The sequence below is a fragment of the Sulfitobacter sp. L-8 genome, from assembly GCF_056859255.1.
The window spans coordinates 376,543-395,343 of sequence record NZ_JBSXOD010000056.1 but is presented as its reverse complement, the minus strand read 5'-3'; the positions used below and the strand labels follow the sequence as shown (position 1 = coordinate 395,343).

Below are 18,801 nucleotides of genomic sequence, written 5' to 3'. Positions count from 1 at the left end.
CGCCCCGAGAGATCAAAGCGCTGTCCAACCACCATCTACGCTAATGGTGGTCCCGGTAATCTGGTCAGCCGCGCTGGAACAAAGGAAGGTCGCGGTGCCGCCCAATTGTTCCACCGTCGCGAATTCCTTGCTTGGCTGGCGCTCCAACATGACGTTCTTGATCACCTCGTCGCGGGTCATGTCATATTTTTTCATGGTATCGGGAATTTGCTTTTCCACGATATCGGTAAGAACGTATCCCGGGCAGATCGCATTACAGGTAATCGGTTCCTGGGCGGTTTCCAACGCGGTGGTTTTCGTCAGCCCGACAATGCCGTGTTTGGCCGCCACATATGCCGCCTTGAACGGCGATGCCGTAAGACCATGCGCCGACGAAATGTTAATGACCCGTCCCCAACCCGCGGATCGCATCATGGGTAGCGCCACAGCCGTGGTGTGGAACGCAGAACTAAGATTGATGGCTATGATCGCGTCCCATTTTTCCAACGGAAACTCGGGAATCGCCGCGACGTACTGGATGCCGGCGTTATTGACCAGAATATCACACGACCCTGCGTCGGTGATCAGTTGGCGGCATTCGTCAGCCTTGGACATGTCTGCCTTGAGATAGCGCGCGTTGACGCCGGTTTCGGCTGCTATCTTCGATGCAATCGCATGGTCTTCTTCACGATCGGTGAAGGAATTCAGCACCACGTTGGCACCCGCCCGCGCCAAGGCCCAAGCGATACCCAGCCCGATACCGGAATTCGATCCGGTGATAACGGCATTTTTTCCTGAAAGATCTATGGTATGGGCCATGGTGTTCTCCTGTGTTTTCTGCAACTGCATAATGGAACGCTCCTCTGGCAAAGAAAACGCCTAAATGCGGATCGACCCAGATACCCCTACCCGACGGCCATTTTTGGCTTAGCCCCACGTTAAAACAAAAAAAACGTCCGCACGAAGCGGACGTTGAGTTATTGAGGCAGGTTTCATACAGGCAAGAAACCTATCGAGCAGTGAGTTCTTTATACGCAATTCGCCGCCGTAATCCAAGCTTAAAGTTTGAATTGGCGGGCCTGCGTCGCTAAGAGATGACCTAATAAAACAAGGGCAAAGCGGGATTGTTGCGAAAATGGCCGATTATTTTTTCCAGATGTGTCGGGCGGTTGCGGCAGTTTCTTCACTGATTCTCTTTGCGGGGGTTGCCAGTGCCGAACCGTCACACGGGATATCTATGTATGGGAACCCTGCTCTCCCACCTGATTTTGTGTCTCTCCCCTATGTGCGGCCCGACGCGCCCAAAGGTGGCTCGATCGTATTGGGCAATACCGGCGGTTTTGACAGTCTCAATCCGTTCGTGCGCAAAGGCACCGCGCCTTGGCAATTACCGTTCTTTACTCACGAAAGTTTGATGGGGCGTTCTTGGGATGAACCCTTTGCGCTTTACGGTCTTTTGGCCGAATCAATCGAAACCCCCGAGGACCGTTCGTGGGTGGAGTTCACGTTGCGACCCGAAGCGCGATTTGCCGATGGCACACCGGTTACACCCGAAGACGTGATCTTCAGCTATGATCTTTTGGGCACCCAAGGGCACCCTCGCTATCACGGATTACGCGCCCAGATCAGCAGCATCACCAAGACCGGCCCGCGCAGCGTGCGTATGACCTTCAACACCGATAATCGCGAACTGGCGCTCTTGGCCGGCATGCGGCCGATTCTCAGCAAGGCCCAGTGGGAAGGGCGCGATTTCGCCAACGCCCCCCTGGCGGAAATTCCGATGGGTTCGGGCCCCTATACCGTGACCGATTACGACGCGGGCCAGCAGGTGACCCTGACCCGCAATCCGGAGTATTGGGGAAAGGATGTGCCGTTTCGCAAAGGCACCCATAATATAGACCAGATCAAGCTCGATTTTTATGGCGATGCGAACGTGCTGTTCGAAGCGTTCAAGGCCGGAGAGATTTCTGCGCTGCGCGAGTTCAATGCAGAAACCTGGGCGACGCAGTATGACTTCCCTGCGGTGCAACGCGGCGACATCGTCAAATCCACCTTTCGTCATAGCAAACCGTCCGGCATGACCGGTTTTGTAATGAACACGCGTCGGGCACCGTTTGATGATATCAGAGTACGTGATGCGATGATCGCCGCGTTCAACTTCGAGTATATCAATGAAACACTGACGGGTGGCGCACAGCCTCGTATCACGTCGTATTTTTCCAACTCCCCGCTGGCGATGCTTCCCGGGCCAGCGCAGGGCCGCGTGGCGGATCTGCTGTCGCCCTATAAGGATACGCTGCCCGCGGGCGCGGTGGCAGGGTATGCACTGCCTGTGTCAGATGGGTCGGCACGCAACAGGGCCGGGATTCGGTCGGCGATGCGATCTCTCGGCGAGGCAGGCTATAGCGCCACGGACGGAACCATGCGGGGCCCGGACGGGACCCCCCTGGCGTTCAGCATCCTTCTATCCAAGGGCAGCACTGAAAACATGGCGATCGCCGAATTGTATATCCAGGCGTTGAAGCGGTTGGGTATTGCAGTAACCGTCGACGCGGTGGATGACGCACAATTTGTCGCGCGCAATAATGAATTCGACTTTGACATGGCGATCTTTCGCCGCGCCCTGTCGTTGAGCCCGGGAAGCGAGCAGCGCTACTATTGGGGATCGGAGGCGGCGGACCAACCCGGAAGCCGCAACCTGATGGGGGTGAAATCCGCGGCGATCGATGCGCTGATAGACACGATGGTGAGCGCCAAGAGCAACGACGAGTTTATCGCCGCAACGCACGCTTTGGACCGGGTGCTGACGGCGGGGCGCTATGTTATCCCGTTCTGGCAATTCACCGAAGACCGCATCGCCCATATCTCGGCGTTGAAATACCCCGAACACGTGCCCCTATACGGCGATGGCCCGAATTTTATGCCTGAGGTCTGGTGGCTCGATCCGCAAGACTGAGCGAAGAATGCGCACTGTCGGTGTGCATCCGCCCGGCCGCGAGACACTGTGCGATACGCGCGCCGCGATCCCCTTCGGGGAGAGTTTAAAAGGCAAAATGAAAGAGGCCGAGGCGTGTCAGGCGAGCGAAGTGACCCAAAGGATGGTCGCATCTTCGTCGCTGGTTGACACGACGTTATGCCCCATCGTGGCGTCGTAGTAGGCGCTGTCGCCGCGGCGCATTTCGACAGGCTCATAGAATTCCGTGTAAAGCTTGATCACCCCGGTCAGCACGAACAAAAACTCTTCGCCATCATGGCGGACCCAGCCGTCGAATTCTTCGACATTTCGGGCGCGGATACGGGCGCGATAGGGCAGCATCTGTTTTTTGCGCAAGGTATCGGCGAGCAGCTCGTGTTCGTAGGTGGTCGTGGCCTTGGCAGTTCCATCGCCTGACTTGGTGATGGCCATGCGCCCGTTTATCTGACCTGCGGAGGGCGGTGTAAAAAGCTGCGGGACTGAAATTTCCAACCCTACAGCAAGCTTTTTCAAGGCGTCGTAGGTGGGTGACATCTGTCCGTTTTCAATCTTGCTTAGCGTGGAGCGCGCCAGGCCCGCCTGGTTGGCCGCCTGTTCCAGGGTCCAGTTGCGGGCTTTGCGCAGTTCGCGCACGCGTGCGCCGAGATCGACAGGCGGCGCTGTTTCGGTCGCGCCGCTTTCGCGTGCGATCTGGATCATGGATTTCGGTGCTTCCTTCGACATGACGACGCCTATATCCCTGCGCCATCTGGCTTGCAACGTCTGCCATCGCAGGCTAGCGATGAGCCATGTATTCTATTTCGCGATCAGAAGGGTATGCGCCCTGCCCCGGCTCTTTCAACATGGCCGCCCATGTATTGCAGCACGCGACACGTTTGGGCGACAAGACTGCTTTGTCCGTTGTGGATCCCTGTGGGACAGAGGATTGGAGCTTTGCCAGGCTTGAGGCTGCGGTGCGTGGTACCGGATCGGGGCTGTTGGAGCTGGGGTTGGTTCCGGGCGATGTGGTGTTGATGCGCCTTGGAAACACCGTCGACTTCCCGCTGGCCTATCTGGGGGCATTGGCGGTCGGTCTGGTGCCTGTCCCCACCGCTGCGGCCCTGACCTTGCCCGAGGTGACACGCATCGCTGATGTGTTGAACCCGAAAGTAATCCTGCGCGATCCCGGCATCGATTGTCCGACCCGTGCGTGCATTTGCACCGTCGATGAGCTGCGTGACATGCGCGGACTGCCGCCGGCACAGTGGCATATGGGTGATCCGGACCGGTTGGGTTATATCATCTATACGTCTGGCACGTCGGGCACCCCGCAAGCCGTGATGCACGCGCATCGCGCAATTTGGGCCCGGCAGATGATGTTCGATGGATGGTACGGGTTGCGCGAGGACGACCGCATGATGCACGCGGGCGCGTTCAACTGGACTTACACGTTGGGTACCGGGCTGATGGACCCATGGACCAGGGGGGCGACCGCATTGATACCCGCGGCTGGGAGCCCGGCCGACGTGCTGCCCGAGCTGATGACACGATACAGGCCCAGCATCTTTGCAGCCGCCCCTGGCGTTTACCGCCAGATGTTGAAACGCAACACCCGGGTCGACGCACCTGACCTTCGACACGGGTTGAGCGCGGGGGAAAAACTGCCTGCTTCTGTCAGCAAGGCATGGCGCGAGGCGAGCGGGACCGAGATATACGAAGCCTACGGCATGTCGGAATGTTCGACCTTTATCTCGGCCTCACCGGACCACCCTGCCCGTGAAGATACGTTGGGTCGGCCCCAGGACGGACGCCGCGTTGCCTTGATCGGCCCCGATGGTCCCGTCGCCTTGGGAACCGAGGGCACGATTGCGATCCATAAAAGCGATCCGGGATTGATGTTGGGGTATCTGGGACAAGCCGAGTTGACGAAGGCGAAATATCAGGGTGAGTGGTTCTTGACGGGCGATCAGGGCATCATGGACGACGATGGCCAGATCACTTATCTGGGGCGCAATGATGACATGATGAATGCCGGTGGGTTCCGCGTATCTCCTATCGAAGTCGAACAGACGCTTGCCAAATTTCCCGGCATCGTTGCCGTGGGTGTCTGTGAAGTCAACGTCAGGGCGGATGTCACGGTCATCGCTGCTTTCTATACGGCGGATGTCGCTCTGGACGCTAGTGCACTGTCGCTTTATGCAGAACGCAACATGGCGCGGTATAAACAGCCGCGCGTTTATATTCATCTGACCGAGCTACCAATGGGGGCCAACGGCAAACTGTTGCGTCGAACCCTGCGCGCAAACTATGAGGCACATAAATGACCGACCCTATCAAGCTTGACATCATGTCCGATCCGATTTGCCCCTGGTGCTATATAGGCAAGGCCCATCTTGACCGCGCGTTGGAAAGCGAACCCGATCATCCGTTCGTGATTGAATGGCATCCGTTTCAACTGAACCCGAACATGCCCGAGGCCGGCATGGACCGCCGGGCCTATCTTGAGGGGAAGTTCGGCGGCAAGGAAGCCGCCGTGCGCGCCTACGCTCCGGTAGTGGAGCACGCCGAAAAGGCAGGGCTGAAGATCAATTTCGAAGCCATGCAGCGTACCCCGAACACGTTGAACGCGCACCGGCTTATTCACTGGGCGGGCATCGAAGGACGGCAGACCGCCGCTGTGTCGGCGCTGTTCAAAGCATATTTCGTTGACGCGCGGGATATCGGAGATGCCGAGGTGTTGTGCGATATCGCTGATGTCATCGAGATGGACGCGTCTTTGGTATCAAGGCTTTTGGCCACGGATGCAGACGTTCAAGACATCCGCGATCGTGATGCACACAGCCGTAAAATGGGTATCACATCGGTTCCGACTTTTATCGTGGCGGGTCGACATGCCGTGCCCGGTGCTCAGCCACCGGATCTGTGGAAGAAGGTGTTGGCCGATCTGCGCAAGACAGACTGATATCTTTCACATGCAATAAAGCTTTTGCCATTGACGGGAAATCTGCCTAGAATCGCGGTAATCAAGGGGCAAAGACCCCAAAAAATGAGCAGGCAGAATGATACACACGAGTGCACCCACCCGCGCCGGTCACGGAACGATGCCGTCCGCGACGACCGGGCAACCGGTTCGCAACGTGCTGACGTACGGCGCGTTTGACGGTCTGACAGTAGATCATGCCCAATGGCTGAGAAGGCTTTCCCGACTTGGCAGTGATTTGATTGTTGGCTGTACCACGGATGATTTTTGTTCGTACCTCGGCACCCCGGTCCATTCCCCTTTCAAGACACGCCGGGCCATGCTGGAAAGCTGCCGCTTTGTCTCTCGGGTCATTGCGGTAGACGGGTGGGAACAGCGATGGAGCGATATCGTGAACCACGACATTTCCATTCTGGTTCTGCCCCAAGGGGCGCGCCAGGAGCTGGAGGGGTTGGACGCAATTGTGCAGGTTCTGGAGATCCCGACGGCCTGGCCGGTGCCGAAATCGGACTATCCTCGGGCCGCGTTGACCGCCTGATCATTGCGCGGGCGTTAAAGCGGGCGTTAAATTGGATTGCACATTCCGTAAGGTAGCCTTATGAATGCCCTGCGAGGGCTGCGTCTTGTGATCCGTCGCAAACGAGGCCCCCAGAGATGACAACCGATAGACCCGATTTTCGCATGAGCCGGCCAGAATTCATTGCCTTGATTGCAATGATGTTCGCAACGATTGCCTTTTCCACGGATGCGATGCTGCCTGCCCTGCCCCAAATCACCGCAGATCTGAGCCCGGACACTCCGGAGCGCGTCCCGCTGATCTTGACCGCCTTTGTCTTTGGGCTGGGCTTGGGCACTTTTGTGACCGGACCGTTGGCAGACGCATTCGGGCGCAAGAACATCGTCTACGGCGGGGCTTTCCTGTATATCCTGGGCACGACCATTGCATGGGCCAGCCAATCTCTCGAGGTCATGCTGGCGGCGCGGGTGCTTCAGGGGTTGGGGACCGCAGGGCCCAGGGTGGTATCCCTGGCGATCATTCGCGACCTCTTTTCCGGTCGCCAGATGGCCAGGATCATGTCCTTTGTGATGATGATCTTCGTGATTGTGCCGGCGTTCGCCCCGGCTTTGGGGGCGGTCATAATCAGGTTCTCGGACTGGCGCGGCATCTTTATATCGTTCGTCGTTTTCGCAGCGATGTCTGCCGTCTGGATGTGGTTGCGCCTGCCCGAGACTTTGCCCGAAGGCAAGCGCCGCCCGTTACAGTTGCCTTTGCTATGGCTGGCGACCAAAGAAATATTCGGTAACCGTATGGTGTGCGTATCGATCACCGTGCAAACACTCGCGCTGTCGATCTTGTTTTCGGTTTTGATGCTGGTACAGCCGATTTATGACCAGGTGTATGACCGCGGTGAGAGTTTTCCGTTTTGGTTTGGCGTCATCGCCCTGGTATCGGGCAGCTCCAGCCTGCTGAACGCATTGCTGGTGGTACGGTTGGGAATGCTGCGGATCGTCACGCTGGCTCTTGGGGCTCAGATCATTCTGTCGGCAATCATGCTGGGCCTTGGGCTGGGCAGTCTGCCCGAACCGTTCGGCTTTTATTTTTTCGCGTTATGGCAGGCGAGTTTGTTTTTCCAAGCCGGATTGGTCATGGGCAACCTGAACGCTCTGGCGATGGAGCCTTTGGGTCACATCGCGGGGATGGCGGCGTCTGTGATCGGGGCCACATCGACGGTGATGGCTGCGGTCATCGCATCGCCGATAGGACTGGTGTTCAATGGGACGATAGCGCCCTTGGTGGCGTCGGTGTTGATCCTTGCCGGAATCGGCTTTGCGTTGATGATATACCTAGCGCGGATCTTGCGGCATGATGACAGCTGGTTAGCCGATCCAGCCGAGTAGCGCCCGTGGGAACCGGCGCAGGTTTCGCCCTACGGGCGAGGATTTTTGGCCATTTGGAAGAGCTTAGGCGCGGTTTTTCAGCTTGAACACGAGCACGAGCAGAACCGCCGCGATGCTGAAGGGTACCAACCAGGCAGACGCGATGGCGACGGTAAAGTAGGACCGTGATGATATCTGGCATGGTTCGGTCGGACATGTCGGTGCGGTCATGAGCAGGTAGAGCAGTGGCACTGCAACAAGCAGCGCCACCGACGTATAAAGCGCCCCGAGCATCAAACGCCTGGCAGCGTTATTCATGCCGCCCGCTGCGCACCACCGGGCTTGCGTCTGCGACGTGCGGCACCGGCCGACTTGCCTTCGCCGCCGCCGCCGCCGGGACGCCCCCCCCCGTTTCCGGAACGCCCGCCCTGACCACGGCCACGGTTTCCACGGCCCTTGCCCGGCTTGGCCGGTTCGTCCATCGCTTCCCACGGCCGACCAGAAGCGACCGGGATGGAAACCTTCATGGTTTTCTGGATGTCCTTCAATTCGCCCATTTCATCTGGCGCGCAAAACGCGATGGCTGCACCGTCCTTGCCCGCGCGCGCGGTGCGCCCGATCCGGTGAACGTAGTTATCAGGCACGTTTGGCAATTCGTAGTTGTACACGTGTTTGACATCTGGAATATCGAGCCCGCGCGCTGCCACGTCGGTCGCCACCAACACGGTGACATCCCCTTTTTTGAACGCTTCAATAGCGCGGTCACGTTGACCTTGGCTTTTGTTGCCGTGGATGGAAGCCGCCTTGAAACCGGCTTTTACCAGATCCTTCATCAGTTTTTCGCAACCATGCTTGGTGCGGCCGAAAACCAAGGCTCGTTCTTCGGTATGCTTGCCCAGCAATTCGATCAGCAGAGCCTTCTTTTCGGCCTTCGCGATAAAGTGGACTTCCTGCGTGACCTTGTCGGCCGCCTTGCCGGGAGGCGAGACCTCGATACGGATCGGGCTGTTGAGATAGCTGTTTGCGATCTCGTTCATCAGCTTGGGCATCGTGGCCGAGAACAGCATGGTCTGGCGTTCCTTGGGCAATACCGAAGCAATTTTGCGCAGGTCGTGGATGAAACCCATGTCGAGCATCTGGTCAGCCTCGTCCAATACCAGGAACGTGGTCTTGTGCAACAACACCGCGCGGCGATCCATCAGGTCCAGCAAGCGGCCGGGTGTGGCCACCAGCAGGTCAACACCGCGTTCCATCCGCTTGATCTGTGGATTGATCGACTGCCCGCCCACGATCATCATCGTCTTGAGCTGGGTGCCTTCGCAGAACCCTTTCAGGTTCTCCATGATCTGGTTGGCCAGTTCCCGTGTCGGGGCCAGCACCAGACCGCGTACGGTACGCGGTTCGGGCCGCGCCTCCATCTCGAGCATCTGGGCGACCAGCGGCACACCGAACGCTGCCGTCTTGCCAGTACCGGTCTGGGCAAGACCCATCACGTCGCGGCCGTTCATCGCATGCGGGATGGCTTGCTTCTGAATTGGGGTCGGGTCCGTCATACCCATGTTGGTCAAAGCCTTGACCAAACGGCGTGGCAGGCCCATCATCTCAAAATCGCTCATATTCTTTCGTCTTTCCAAAGGCGTGTGCAGGGTGCCCCGCCTCTAACAATCACGCGGATACCCGGAAGGGCTGAACCGCGAGGGACGCAAAACAGATCGCAGGGCCTGGCCTAGTGCCAACGCCCTGTCTGTTGCGCTTGGCCCCACGCGTGATTTTGGGAACATCGGCGGCCCTGTCTCTCAGCAATATGATGATCCAACGGACCAAAGGGCTGAACTGCTCACGCGGCAGAGGGCTTCGCTTGGTGCCCAGATGGGCTTTTTGGCGGGCAAAGTCAACGGCCCTGGCGCACAAAGATCACGAGAGCCGACGGCACGCGTACGCAGATGACACCGCAGCTTGCACATTCCCTGCCGAAGCGACATGGAACACACGATGCGGTTTACCCGAGATGCGGATGAGAAAGGATAAGACATGGACAACCTGCGCGGTGCGCTGATCATGGTGCTGTCGATGCTGGGCTTTGCCATAGAAGACATGTTCATCAAGTTGATGGGTTCGGATATTCCGGTCGGTCAAATTATCTTTCTTCTCGGGGTTGGCGGCGCGGTCTGCTATGGCGGACTGATGCGCTTCAGGGGCGAACCGCTGCTGGACCGCGGAGTGTTGACCCTGCCGATCCTGCTGCGCGCCACCGGAGAGATTATCGGGACCCTGGGCTTTGTCTCTGCAATTGTGCTGACACCGATTTCTTCAGCGTCGGCGATCTTGCAGGCCACGCCGCTGGTGGTGACCCTGGGGGCCGCGCTTTTCCTGGGTGATCCGGTCGGGTGGCGCCGTTGGAGCGCGATCCTGGTGGGCATGTTCGGTGTGCTTTTGGTGATACGCCCCGGTATGGAGAGCTTTCAGATCCTGTCACTGCTTGCGGTCCTGGGGGTACTGGGCCTGTCACTGCGTGATCTGGCAACGCGTCGCGTGCCGAAATCCACATCAAGCTTCCAGCTTTCGTTTCTGGCTTTTCTGGCGCTGGTCCCGGCCAGCCTGGTTTTCATGCTGGGGACCGGCACCGCGTTCGTCGCGATGACAGGGGTGCAGTGGGTGTTCATGGTATCGGCGCTGACATTCGGCATGGTCGCTTATTACGGTATCGTAGCCGCAATGCGGATAGGTGAAATCAGCTTTGTCACTCCGTTTCGGTATTCACGCCTGTTGTTTGCCATGGTCGTCGGAATCACGGTGTTTCAAGAGAGGCCAGATATGCTTACCTATGTTGGCGCAACCATCATTGTAGCTTCGGGCATCTATACGGTATGGCGGGAACGCAAAGTCAAGCAGCGCGCCTGACACTTTCCATCCTTCGGAACCCACGCTAAACCATCGCCCAACGACACCCGCAAAAGGATAATTCCTATGAGCACCATCATCGACATTCACGCCCGCGAAATACTGGATAGCAGAGGCAACCCCACCGTAGAGGTTGATGTCACGCTTGAGGACGGCACGATGGGCCGTGCGGCAGTACCGTCGGGCGCTTCCACCGGGGCCTATGAGGCAGTCGAGCGCCGGGACGGTGATCAGAAACGCTATCTGGGCAAGGGTGTGTTGGAAGCATGTGCAGCCGTGAACGGCGAAATCGCCGAAGCGCTGGTGGGCATCGACGCCACCGAACAGATCGAGATCGACGGCACGATGATCGAGCTGGACGGCACTGAAAACAAAAAGCGCCTGGGGGCCAACGCGATATTGGGTGTCTCGCTTGCCGTCGCCAAGGCTGCTGCCGATTATTCGTCGCTCCCTCTGTATCGGTATGTTGGCGGCGCGTCGGCACGCATGTTGCCGGTGCCGATGATGAATATCATTAACGGCGGGGAACATGCTGACAATCCTATCGATATTCAGGAATTCATGATCATGCCCGTATCTGCCGAAAACATCGCCGATGCGGTGCGCATGGGATCAGAGGTATTTCACACCCTGAAGAAAGAGTTGTCCGAGGCAGGTCTGGCCACGGGTGTCGGCGACGAAGGCGGCTTCGCGCCAAACATCAGCTCCACCCGCGATGCCCTTGATTTCATACTGAAATCCATTGAGAAAGCCGGGTACAAACCGGGCGAGGAAATTTATCTGGCGCTGGATTGTGCTGCGACAGAGTATTTCGATGACGGAAAATACGTGCTGTCAGGTGAAGGTAGAACTCTGAGCAGTGAGGAAAACGTCGATTACCTTGCCGCGTTGTGCGATAGCTATCCGATCATCTCGATCGAAGACGGCATGTCAGAGGACGATTGGGAAGGCTGGAAAATGTTGACCGACCGTCTAGGCAGCAAGGTGCAGCTGGTTGGCGACGATTTGTTTGTGACAAATCCCGCCCGCTTGGCGGACGGTATCAAGCGCGGCTGCGCCAATTCGATGCTGGTCAAGGTGAACCAGATCGGCACCCTGTCGGAAACACTGCAAGCTGTCGATATGGCGCATCGCGCAGGTTACACCAATGTCATGTCACACCGGTCAGGTGAGACTGAGGATGCCACAATTGCAGACCTCGCCGTCGCGACAAATTGCGGGCAGATCAAAACCGGATCGTTGGCGCGGTCTGACCGGCTGGCGAAATACAACCAATTGATCCGGATCGAGGAATCGCTTGGTTTGACGGCACAATACGCCGGCCGATCAATCCTCAAGGGTTAAGCCTGGGTCAGCCAACCGCGGTTTGTCTTGAAAGGGAAAAAGCGTGCAGGATCTGCGCGCTTTTTTCGTGCATGCGCAACGCTAATCGTTCACTGGCTTGGCATGCTTACCGTGCCACCCCCAACCGCTGCCCGGACCCCCGTCGTGCCAGGGCACGAAGTCGGCATCCCGCGCGCCACCCGCACTGCCAGATAACCGAAGGCTTGCGCCTCGAGCATATCACCATCAAGGCCGATATCCTCGACGGGTACCACCGGGCAATCCAGGCTTACCGCCAACATCTGCATCAACACCGGATTATGTCGCCCTCCGCCCGTCACCAACACGCGTTCCGGCAAACGCGGGCAATGCTGCATGGCTTCGGCGACGCCGGCCGCGCACATGGCCGTCAGTGTCGCCGCCGCATCTGCGTCTGACAGTTCGGTGACAAGCGCTATCATTTCTGAAAAGTCATTTCTATCTAGAGATTTAGGAGGCATTCTTGAGAAATAGGGTTCAGCAAGAAACAGCTCCAATGCCCCGGTTTCAACTTCACCGCCAGAAGCGATCTTGCCATCTTTATCGCAGGCCAACCCCAGTCGCGACTGCATGAGGTCGTTGATCGGGGCGTTGGCAGGGCCGGTGTCGAATGCCAGCAGCGCTCCTTCGGACTCGGGGCGTTCTATCGACGGATCAACCCACGTCAGGTTTCCAACACCTCCCAGATTCAAAAACGCCACCGGCCCGGTCAGTCCGGCATAGCGCGCGCAGGCGTGATGGAAAAAAGGTGCCAGCGGCGCGCCTTCGCCGCCCAATTGCACGTCAGCGGTGCGAAAATCCCACACGACCGGGACACCGAGCGTATCAGCGATCACATCACCGCATCCAACCTGCAACGTACCTTGCAGACGCGGTGCATGCGCCAGCGTTTGCCCATGAAACCCGATCAGGTCGACTTCACGGTAGGCATCCAATGCCTCAAGATGCGCCGACTCTACGATTTGCGCAGCAGCCTGAACCTCTGCCCCCGCCCATTTCCCAAAGCCCGCCGCAATAACCTTTCGTTCCGCCGCAGAATATTCCCGATACCCCGACGCGCCAAAGCCCAGAATATCGTGCCCATCGGTGTCAATCACGGCAATATCCACACCGTCGAGCGATGTACCGCTCATCGCGCCTGCGACCCGCAGCGGGCCTGTTTTCGCGATCCGTGTCGGGGTTCTTGCCCCTTGGGCCTTATTCATGGCCTTTTCCTTTGTCTGCTCAGCACCTATAGAGTGCACCACCACCCAAGCTGAGGGCAAGCACCATGACATACCACCCCAAATCAGAATTCATCCGCATCATGATGGAACGCGGCTTTCTTGCCGATTGCACCGACTATCAGGGCCTTGATGACGCGCTGATGAAGGGGGCTGTGCCTGCCTATATCGGCTATGACGCGACAGCGAAATCCCTTCATGTGGGGCACCTGATGAATATCATGGTGCTGCGCTGGTTGCAGAAATGCGGCGGCAAACCGATCACCCTGATGGGCGGCGGCACCACCAAAGTGGGCGACCCCTCCTTCCGGTCGGACGAACGCCCCCTGCTCGACAATGCCGCCATCGACGCCAATATCGCCGGCATGCAGCAGGTGTTCGAGAAATACCTGTCCTACGGTGACAGTGCCAGCGACGCGATCATGCTGAACAATGCCGAATGGCTGGACAACCTGAACTACCTCGAATTCCTGCGCGACATCGGGCGGCATTTCAGCGTCAACCGGATGCTGTCCTTCGAAAGCGTCAAATCCCGCCTGGATCGGGAACAGTCGCTGTCCTTCCTCGAATTCAACTACATGATCCTGCAGGCCTATGATTTCCTTGAACTCAACCGCCGCTATGGTTGTTTGCTGCAGATGGGTGGCTCGGATCAATGGGGTAATATCGTCAACGGGATCGACCTGACCCGCCGCGTGCTGGATCAAGAGATTTTCGGCCTGACCACCCCCCTTCTCACCACCAGCGACGGCCGCAAAATGGGCAAATCCCAGGGCGGCGCGATCTGGCTGAACGGGGACATGCTGTCGCCTTACGAGTTCTGGCAGTTCTGGCGCAACACCACCGATGCGGACACGGGCAAGTTCCTCAAGATCTTCACCGAACTACCGGTCGAGGAATGCGAACGTCTGGGCGCGCTGGAAGGCTCCGACATCAACGCGGCCAAGATCATTCTGGCGAACGAGGTCACGACCCTGCTGCACGGTGCCGAAGCCGCAAAGAATGCCGAAGCCACGGCACGCGAAGTGTTTGAAAAAGGCGGCGTCGGCGATGACCTGCCCACCCTGACGCTCAGCGCGGCGGATATCGGCGACGGCATCTCTATCGTGCAGCTGATCGTGAAATCCGGCCTGGCCGGTTCGGGCAAAGAGGCAAAGCGTCTGATCACCGAAAACGGTGCCCGGTACAATGACGAACCGCTGACAGACGCAGGCCTGATGGTCGATGCCGCCACGCTGGCCACACCGATCAAGCTCAGCGCGGGCAAGAAACGCCACGCGCTGGTACAACTGGGCTAGGTACCCCGCAACTTGCGAGAGGGGCGGGTCGCCCTGCCCCCTTCAGCTTTCGGCTTTTTCTTCCAGCATCAGCCACTCGGCCTCTGCATCCTGCAGCTTTTCATTCCGCTCGACCAAGGCATCGGTCGCTTTCTGGAATTTCACCGGATTGTCGGAATACAGTGTCGGATCGCTCATCAATTCTTCCAGTTTCGCAATCTCGGCTTCCAGACGCGCAATCTCGGCGGGCAGCGCCTCAAGCCGGTGCTTTTCGGTAAAGCTCAGGCCCGATTGCTGCGCCGCTTTGGGCTTTTCGGATTTCGCCCCGGGCTTTGATTTGGCGGCGACGCTTTGGTCAAAATCATCCTGCTGGCGCTGCGCCAGATAATCCGTCCACCCGCCCGCATAGACAGTCGCCTTGCCGTCACCTTCCATCGCGATGGTGGTCGCGGCAACCCGGTCAAGGAAGTCACGGTCGTGGCTGACCAGCAGCACGGTGCCGTCATAGGTCGACAGCAACTCCTGCATCAGATCAAGGGTTTCGACGTCCAGATCGTTGGTCGGTTCATCGAGGACCAGCATATTGCTGGACCGCGCCATGATCTTGGCCAGCAGCAACCGCGCCTTTTCACCACCCGACAACGACCGCACGGGCGCACGTGCTTGCCCTTCGTCGAACAGGAATTCTTTCAGGTAACCAACCACGTGTTTCGGCTGCCCGCGCACCAAAATCTGGTCCGCCTTGCCCGAAACACGCATTTCCGGATCGCCGGTCAGACTGTCCCACAGGGTCATATCCCCATCCAGCTGCGCCCGCGCCTGGTCAAACAGCGCGATCTCCAGATTGGTGCCAAGCTTGATCTCGCCCCCGTCGGGCTGTTCTTTCCCGATCAGCATGTTCAGCAACGTCGTCTTGCCCACACCATTCGGCCCGACCAAGGCGATGCGATCACCGCGCTGGATCGTGATGTCAAAGGGGCGCAGAATCGTCTTGTCGCCAAAGGCCTTGGTGATGCCCATGGCCTCGACCACCTTGCGGCCGGACTTCGGGCCCGCTTCCAGCGCCATGGCGGCTGTGCCCTGACGCTTGATCTGGCTGGCGCGTTCGGCCCGCAGGTCTTGCAAGGCGCGCACGCGGCCTTGGTTGCGCTTGCGCCGCGCTGAAATGCCTTCGACAGCCCACCGTGCTTCCGCCTTGATCTTGCGGTTCAGCTTGTGGCGCTGCATGTCCTCTTCTTCCCACATCTGGTCGCGCCAGGCTTCAAACCCGCCAAAGCCGATGTCCTGCCGGCGCACAACGCCGCGGTCGACCCATAACGTCGCCCGTGTCAACTCGCGCAGAAACGCCCTATCGTGAGAGATGATAACGAAGGCGGCCCGCGTCGCTTTTAGCTCGTCTTCAAGCCAGCGGATCGCTTCGATATCCAGGTGGTTGGTCGGCTCGTCCAGCAACATCAGCTCGGGCTCAGACGCCATCAGACGCGCCAGTGCCGCGCGGCGACGCTCCCCCCCCGACGCGGTGCTGACAGGGCGTGCGGGGTCGAACTTCAACCCTTCGCCGGCGCGTTCGACCTTGTACATCTCGCTCGGGTCCAGCCCATGCGACGCAAAATCACCCAAAGTCTCGAATCCGGTCAGATCCGGGTCTTGCTCCATATAGCCTACCGAAACGCCAGGCCCGACGATCACGTCGCCGCTGTCGGCCTCGACCAATCCGGCCATGACTTTCATCAATGTGGATTTGCCTGACCCGTTCCGGCCCACCAGCGCCAGTCGGTCGCCGGTCTGAACCACAAGGGACATGTTCTCGAATACGGGATCGCCGCCGAAAGTCAGGGAAATCTCGTTTACTTGTAAAAGGGGTGCGCGTGCCATGCACGCCAGCTAGCGCCACGTTGCGTCCGGGTCAATGACCGCTGTTCCAAATGGTTCAAAATCCTCGCCGAAGGCATAGAATCTCTTCAAACCAACCCGCGTAACAACCGTTTGCGGGCTTCCGGAATCGCATCGATCGAGAGGCCGGTAAAAACATGCAGTGTCTTTAACTGACGGTCGACAACCGCATGATCGCTCACCCACCCGCCCATCATGAGATACGTGCGCAGCAACGGCGGCATCCCCTGCATCGCCAGTTTCAAAGCGGACGGGCCAAGCGCGCGCGGACGAAACCGCATAACTTCGGGTGCCTTAGCATCGGGTCGCCATGCGGGCGGTCCCTGATAACGATCATGCAGCAGCGCGAACACATCGCCATAGCGGTCCGCATCGGTCCCCGCAAAAGACGTGCACCCCAAAAGCAATTTTATTCCATGCGCTTCGACATATTGCGTCAGTGCCGCCCATGCTATCCGAACCACGTCAGGGTCATTGACGCCTGGACGTACGCAAAACCGTCCAAGCTCCATGATCGGTTCGTTATAGCGCGACAGTTTTGCCAGGTCATAAAACTGTGCGGCATAGCTCTGTTCCAGCATCGACCCGGTAAGAACTTCAAGCCGAAAACAACTCACCAACCGACCGGTTCTGAGATCCCGGATCAGTATGTGCTGCTTGTGTCGATCAAAAACATCGGCGTCGAAACGCGCAGGTACACCAAAACAAACTGCGCGCAAGGCTTGTGCGGCTTCGACATCCCGCTCGCTCGTCGCTGCAACGGCCCGATAGTGCCCTTTGATCATCCCAAAGCTATCCGTGCTGCCTGACGGCAACATTCCCGCGCCTCAGCCCCCGAATGCCGCCGGGTTAAAGCGTCCCAGATTGCCCAAAAGCTGGCGCAAGAACGATTTGTCGCTGATCGGAGAACTGGTGACGCGGCGGTCAATCGTGACGACCTTGCCTCTTTCCAGACCGAAGCGCTCGACGTTGTTCACCACACCGTTTGCATCAAAGCTCACGGCAACGACCTCTCGCTGGGTCTCGATAGGGGCCATGAACCCGATCGCCCTGTGACGCGACCGGACATAGTAATAGCCTGAGTTCGTCAAAAGCCCGCCCGAAACCGGTACGCCGACGGTCTGGGCAACAGTATCGCGCGTATCCCGCCCTATGGCAATCTTGTCCAGATCCTCCTGCGGCGGAATATATCCGTGATTCTTGTACTGCGGCGTGCAGGCCCCAAGTGCCAATCCCGCACTCAGCAAGGTGACAATCAGCAGTGTCTTTTTGGCATGGCGATCGTTACGCATTATTGGTGCCCTCTTGCCCTTGGAGATCATGGCTTTTATCTCGCATACACCAAGCAGACCCCATGGTTCAAGAAACGAAAGCATAACATCATGTCTCGCACGCCCCCAAGCCCTTCTGCATTGCGCGTAGCAGAGCTGTCGCAAAATGCCTCAACCCCCTTTTCACTGCGTCCAGATGCGGAATCCCTGAAGGCGATCGCGCAGGAGCTCGGCCTGACGTCTGTGCGTAAACTCGCGTTCGAGGGGACAATAACCGCTCTTGGCAACACGGATTGGCAGATGGATGCACGGTTGGGCGCGACTGTCGTGCAGCCATGTGTGGTCACGCTGGAACCTGTACAGACCCGTATCGACGCCAAGATTACCCGGCTTTTTGTGAAAGATTACGTTGAGCCGGACGAACCCGAGGCCGAAATGCCCGAAGATGACGAGTCCGAACCGCTTGGACAATGGATCGACCCGGCCGCGGTTATGGTAGAGGCACTGGCGCTCGAGATACCTGAATATCCACGGGCAAATGGTGCGGAACTGGGACAGGTCGTATATACCAAGCCCGGTGAGATCGCGATGACCGATGAAGATGCACGACCTTTCGCCGGTCTTGCGGGGTTGCGGCAAAAGCTGGAAGATGACGAAGACTGAAAATGGTGGGGGTTTACGGGAAAACAGGGTTGCATCAGCGAAATTTCACAGTATTTTGCGCCCTTCACCCCAATTAAGGTTGGACATCGGATAGGCTTCGGCCTAAACGCACGTCACGCCCAAACCGGGAGTTGATCTGAAACACGGTCGTCTTTGGCAGGAAGCCGATGAACGACCCCGAAGGCAAAGGCACCAGACATGGCTGTCCAACAGAATAAAGTTTCCAAATCGCGCCGCAACAACCGCCGCGCCCACGATTCGCTTACTGCTGCGAATCCAAACGAATGCCCGAACTGCGGTGAGCTGAAGCGCCCCCACCACATTTGTGCAGCATGCGGTCACTATGACGACAACGAAGTCGTTGCTATGAACGAAGAGATCGACCTCGACGAAGACGCAGCGTAAGCTGGTCCCGTCAACC

18 protein-coding genes are annotated in these 18,801 nt (G+C 58.3%); 10 read left to right on the top strand and 8 right to left on the bottom strand.

Features of this window, described 5'->3' with window-relative positions:
- Positions 1 to 12 precede the first annotated feature (12 nt).
- Positions 13 to 798, bottom strand: a complete 786-nt coding sequence (locus AC13DE_RS18595) for a 3-hydroxybutyrate dehydrogenase (RefSeq protein ID WP_483048673.1) — start codon at positions 796 to 798, stop codon at positions 13 to 15.
- 418 nt (positions 799 to 1,216) lie between these two features.
- Here AC13DE_RS18595 and AC13DE_RS18590 point away from each other — a divergent pair, with 418 nt between their 5' ends.
- Entirely contained in the window at positions 1,217 to 2,935 is a 1,719-nt protein-coding gene (locus tag AC13DE_RS18590; protein WP_483048858.1) for an extracellular solute-binding protein, read from the top strand.
- A 117-nt stretch (positions 2,936 to 3,052) separates the two neighbouring features.
- On the opposite strand, the gene AC13DE_RS18585 is transcribed toward AC13DE_RS18590, so the two are convergent.
- Complete coding sequence (locus tag AC13DE_RS18585) at positions 3,053 to 3,676, bottom strand: helix-turn-helix domain-containing protein (RefSeq protein WP_446297766.1); 624 nt, start codon at positions 3,674 to 3,676, stop codon at positions 3,053 to 3,055.
- A gap of 65 nt (positions 3,677 to 3,741) precedes the next feature.
- Between AC13DE_RS18585 and AC13DE_RS18580 the strand changes: the two genes are divergently transcribed.
- The 4 genes from AC13DE_RS18580 to AC13DE_RS18565 all read left to right on the top strand — a co-directional run bounded on the left by AC13DE_RS18580 (position 3,742) and on the right by AC13DE_RS18565 (position 7,811).
- Positions 3,742 to 5,256 (top strand): class I adenylate-forming enzyme family protein, encoded by a 1,515-nt coding sequence (locus AC13DE_RS18580; protein ID WP_483048672.1) that lies wholly within the window; start codon positions 3,742 to 3,744, stop codon positions 5,254 to 5,256.
- The gene (locus AC13DE_RS18575) at positions 5,253 to 5,894 is read left to right on the top strand and encodes a DsbA family oxidoreductase (RefSeq protein WP_483048671.1); all 642 of its coding nucleotides are present in this window, start codon (positions 5,253 to 5,255) and stop codon (positions 5,892 to 5,894) included. The genes AC13DE_RS18580 and AC13DE_RS18575 overlap by 4 nt, the downstream gene beginning before the upstream one ends.
- A gap of 97 nt (positions 5,895 to 5,991) precedes the next feature.
- Positions 5,992 to 6,450, top strand: coding sequence for an adenylyltransferase/cytidyltransferase family protein (locus tag AC13DE_RS18570; protein WP_483048670.1), 459 nt, complete (start codon positions 5,992 to 5,994; stop codon positions 6,448 to 6,450).
- A gap of 116 nt (positions 6,451 to 6,566) precedes the next feature.
- Positions 6,567 to 7,811, top strand: coding sequence for a multidrug effflux MFS transporter (locus tag AC13DE_RS18565; protein WP_483048669.1), 1,245 nt, complete (start codon positions 6,567 to 6,569; stop codon positions 7,809 to 7,811).
- Positions 7,812 to 7,874: 63 nt separating this feature from the next.
- On the opposite strand, the gene AC13DE_RS18560 is transcribed toward AC13DE_RS18565, so the two are convergent.
- Both AC13DE_RS18560 and AC13DE_RS18555 read right to left on the bottom strand, forming a co-directional pair.
- Positions 7,875 to 8,108: a hypothetical protein gene (locus AC13DE_RS18560; protein ID WP_483048668.1), complete on the bottom strand. Its 234-nt coding sequence runs from the start codon at positions 8,106 to 8,108 to the stop codon at positions 7,875 to 7,877.
- Positions 8,105 to 9,406, bottom strand: coding sequence for a DEAD/DEAH box helicase (locus tag AC13DE_RS18555; RefSeq protein ID WP_446297775.1), 1,302 nt, complete (start codon positions 9,404 to 9,406; stop codon positions 8,105 to 8,107). Before AC13DE_RS18555 ends, AC13DE_RS18560 begins: the two co-directional genes overlap by 4 nt.
- 415 nt (positions 9,407 to 9,821) lie before the next feature.
- On the opposite strand from AC13DE_RS18555, the gene AC13DE_RS18550 reads away from it, so the two are divergent.
- Both AC13DE_RS18550 and eno read left to right on the top strand, forming a co-directional pair.
- On the top strand, positions 9,822 to 10,691 hold the full coding sequence (locus AC13DE_RS18550) for a DMT family transporter (protein ID WP_483048667.1): 870 nt from the start codon (positions 9,822 to 9,824) through the stop codon (positions 10,689 to 10,691).
- Between the two features lie 66 nt (positions 10,692 to 10,757).
- Positions 10,758 to 12,035, top strand: a complete 1,278-nt coding sequence (gene eno / locus AC13DE_RS18545; protein ID WP_446297777.1) for a phosphopyruvate hydratase — start codon at positions 10,758 to 10,760, stop codon at positions 12,033 to 12,035.
- 89 nt (positions 12,036 to 12,124) lie between these two features.
- On the opposite strand, the gene AC13DE_RS18540 is transcribed toward eno, so the two are convergent.
- Positions 12,125 to 13,258 carry an anhydro-N-acetylmuramic acid kinase gene (locus AC13DE_RS18540; RefSeq protein ID WP_446297778.1) on the bottom strand — a complete coding sequence of 378 codons (1,134 nt, stop codon included), beginning with the start codon at positions 13,256 to 13,258 and terminating at the stop codon, positions 12,125 to 12,127.
- A gap of 65 nt (positions 13,259 to 13,323) precedes the next feature.
- On the opposite strand from AC13DE_RS18540, the gene tyrS reads away from it, so the two are divergent.
- Positions 13,324 to 14,574 (top strand): tyrosine--tRNA ligase, encoded by a 1,251-nt coding sequence (gene tyrS / locus AC13DE_RS18535; RefSeq protein WP_483048666.1) that lies wholly within the window; start codon positions 13,324 to 13,326, stop codon positions 14,572 to 14,574.
- Between the two features lie 42 nt (positions 14,575 to 14,616).
- Here tyrS and AC13DE_RS18530 read toward each other — a convergent pair whose 3' ends face one another.
- The 3 genes from AC13DE_RS18530 to AC13DE_RS18520 all read right to left on the bottom strand — a co-directional run bounded on the left by AC13DE_RS18530 (position 14,617) and on the right by AC13DE_RS18520 (position 17,738).
- The gene (locus AC13DE_RS18530) at positions 14,617 to 16,428 is read right to left on the bottom strand and encodes an ABC-F family ATP-binding cassette domain-containing protein (RefSeq protein ID WP_446312741.1); all 1,812 of its coding nucleotides are present in this window, start codon (positions 16,426 to 16,428) and stop codon (positions 14,617 to 14,619) included.
- Between the two features lie 86 nt (positions 16,429 to 16,514).
- Positions 16,515 to 17,264 carry a GNAT family N-acetyltransferase gene (locus tag AC13DE_RS18525; protein WP_483048665.1) on the bottom strand — a complete coding sequence of 250 codons (750 nt, stop codon included), beginning with the start codon at positions 17,262 to 17,264 and terminating at the stop codon, positions 16,515 to 16,517.
- 9 nt (positions 17,265 to 17,273) lie between these two features.
- Positions 17,274 to 17,738: an outer membrane protein assembly factor BamE gene (locus AC13DE_RS18520; RefSeq protein ID WP_446297784.1), complete on the bottom strand. Its 465-nt coding sequence runs from the start codon at positions 17,736 to 17,738 to the stop codon at positions 17,274 to 17,276.
- 90 nt (positions 17,739 to 17,828) lie between these two features.
- Here AC13DE_RS18520 and AC13DE_RS18515 point away from each other — a divergent pair, with 90 nt between their 5' ends.
- Both AC13DE_RS18515 and rpmF read left to right on the top strand, forming a co-directional pair.
- On the top strand, positions 17,829 to 18,380 hold the full coding sequence (locus tag AC13DE_RS18515) for a YceD family protein (protein ID WP_483048664.1): 552 nt from the start codon (positions 17,829 to 17,831) through the stop codon (positions 18,378 to 18,380).
- A 198-nt stretch (positions 18,381 to 18,578) separates the two neighbouring features.
- A complete protein-coding gene (rpmF, locus tag AC13DE_RS18510) occupies positions 18,579 to 18,785 on the top strand; it encodes a 50S ribosomal protein L32 (protein ID WP_446297788.1) in 207 nt (68 codons plus the stop codon).
- The last annotated feature ends 16 nt before the right edge of the window (positions 18,786 to 18,801 follow it).

Excerpts from the sequence above, each read along its gene's own strand:
- tyrS (WP_483048666.1), top strand. The coding sequence starts at position 13,324 with ATGACATACCACCCCAAATCAGAATTCATCCGCATCATGATGGAACGC.
- AC13DE_RS18555 (WP_446297775.1), bottom strand. The coding sequence starts at position 9,406 with ATGAGCGATTTTGAGATGATGGGCCTGCCACGCCGTTTGGTCAAGGCT.
- AC13DE_RS18575 (WP_483048671.1), top strand. The coding sequence starts at position 5,253 with ATGACCGACCCTATCAAGCTTGACATCATGTCCGATCCGATTTGCCCC.
- AC13DE_RS18595 (WP_483048673.1), bottom strand. The coding sequence starts at position 798 with ATGGCCCATACCATAGATCTTTCAGGAAAAAATGCCGTTATCACCGGA.
- AC13DE_RS18585 (WP_446297766.1), bottom strand. The coding sequence starts at position 3,676 with ATGTCGAAGGAAGCACCGAAATCCATGATCCAGATCGCACGCGAAAGC.
- AC13DE_RS18515 (WP_483048664.1), top strand. The coding sequence starts at position 17,829 with ATGTCTCGCACGCCCCCAAGCCCTTCTGCATTGCGCGTAGCAGAGCTG.
- AC13DE_RS18560 (WP_483048668.1), bottom strand. The coding sequence starts at position 8,108 with ATGAATAACGCTGCCAGGCGTTTGATGCTCGGGGCGCTTTATACGTCG.
- AC13DE_RS18525 (WP_483048665.1), bottom strand. The coding sequence starts at position 17,264 with ATGTTGCCGTCAGGCAGCACGGATAGCTTTGGGATGATCAAAGGGCAC.
- AC13DE_RS18530 (WP_446312741.1), bottom strand. The coding sequence starts at position 16,428 with ATGGCACGCGCACCCCTTTTACAAGTAAACGAGATTTCCCTGACTTTC.
- eno (WP_446297777.1), top strand. The coding sequence starts at position 10,758 with ATGAGCACCATCATCGACATTCACGCCCGCGAAATACTGGATAGCAGA.
- AC13DE_RS18590 (WP_483048858.1), top strand. The coding sequence starts at position 1,217 with ATGTATGGGAACCCTGCTCTCCCACCTGATTTTGTGTCTCTCCCCTAT.
- AC13DE_RS18580 (WP_483048672.1), top strand. The coding sequence starts at position 3,742 with ATGTATTCTATTTCGCGATCAGAAGGGTATGCGCCCTGCCCCGGCTCT.
- AC13DE_RS18540 (WP_446297778.1), bottom strand. The coding sequence starts at position 13,258 with ATGAATAAGGCCCAAGGGGCAAGAACCCCGACACGGATCGCGAAAACA.
- rpmF (WP_446297788.1), top strand. The coding sequence starts at position 18,579 with ATGGCTGTCCAACAGAATAAAGTTTCCAAATCGCGCCGCAACAACCGC.
- AC13DE_RS18565 (WP_483048669.1), top strand. The coding sequence starts at position 6,567 with ATGACAACCGATAGACCCGATTTTCGCATGAGCCGGCCAGAATTCATT.
- AC13DE_RS18520 (WP_446297784.1), bottom strand. The coding sequence starts at position 17,738 with ATGCGTAACGATCGCCATGCCAAAAAGACACTGCTGATTGTCACCTTG.
- AC13DE_RS18570 (WP_483048670.1), top strand. The coding sequence starts at position 5,992 with ATGATACACACGAGTGCACCCACCCGCGCCGGTCACGGAACGATGCCG.
- AC13DE_RS18550 (WP_483048667.1), top strand. The coding sequence starts at position 9,822 with ATGGACAACCTGCGCGGTGCGCTGATCATGGTGCTGTCGATGCTGGGC.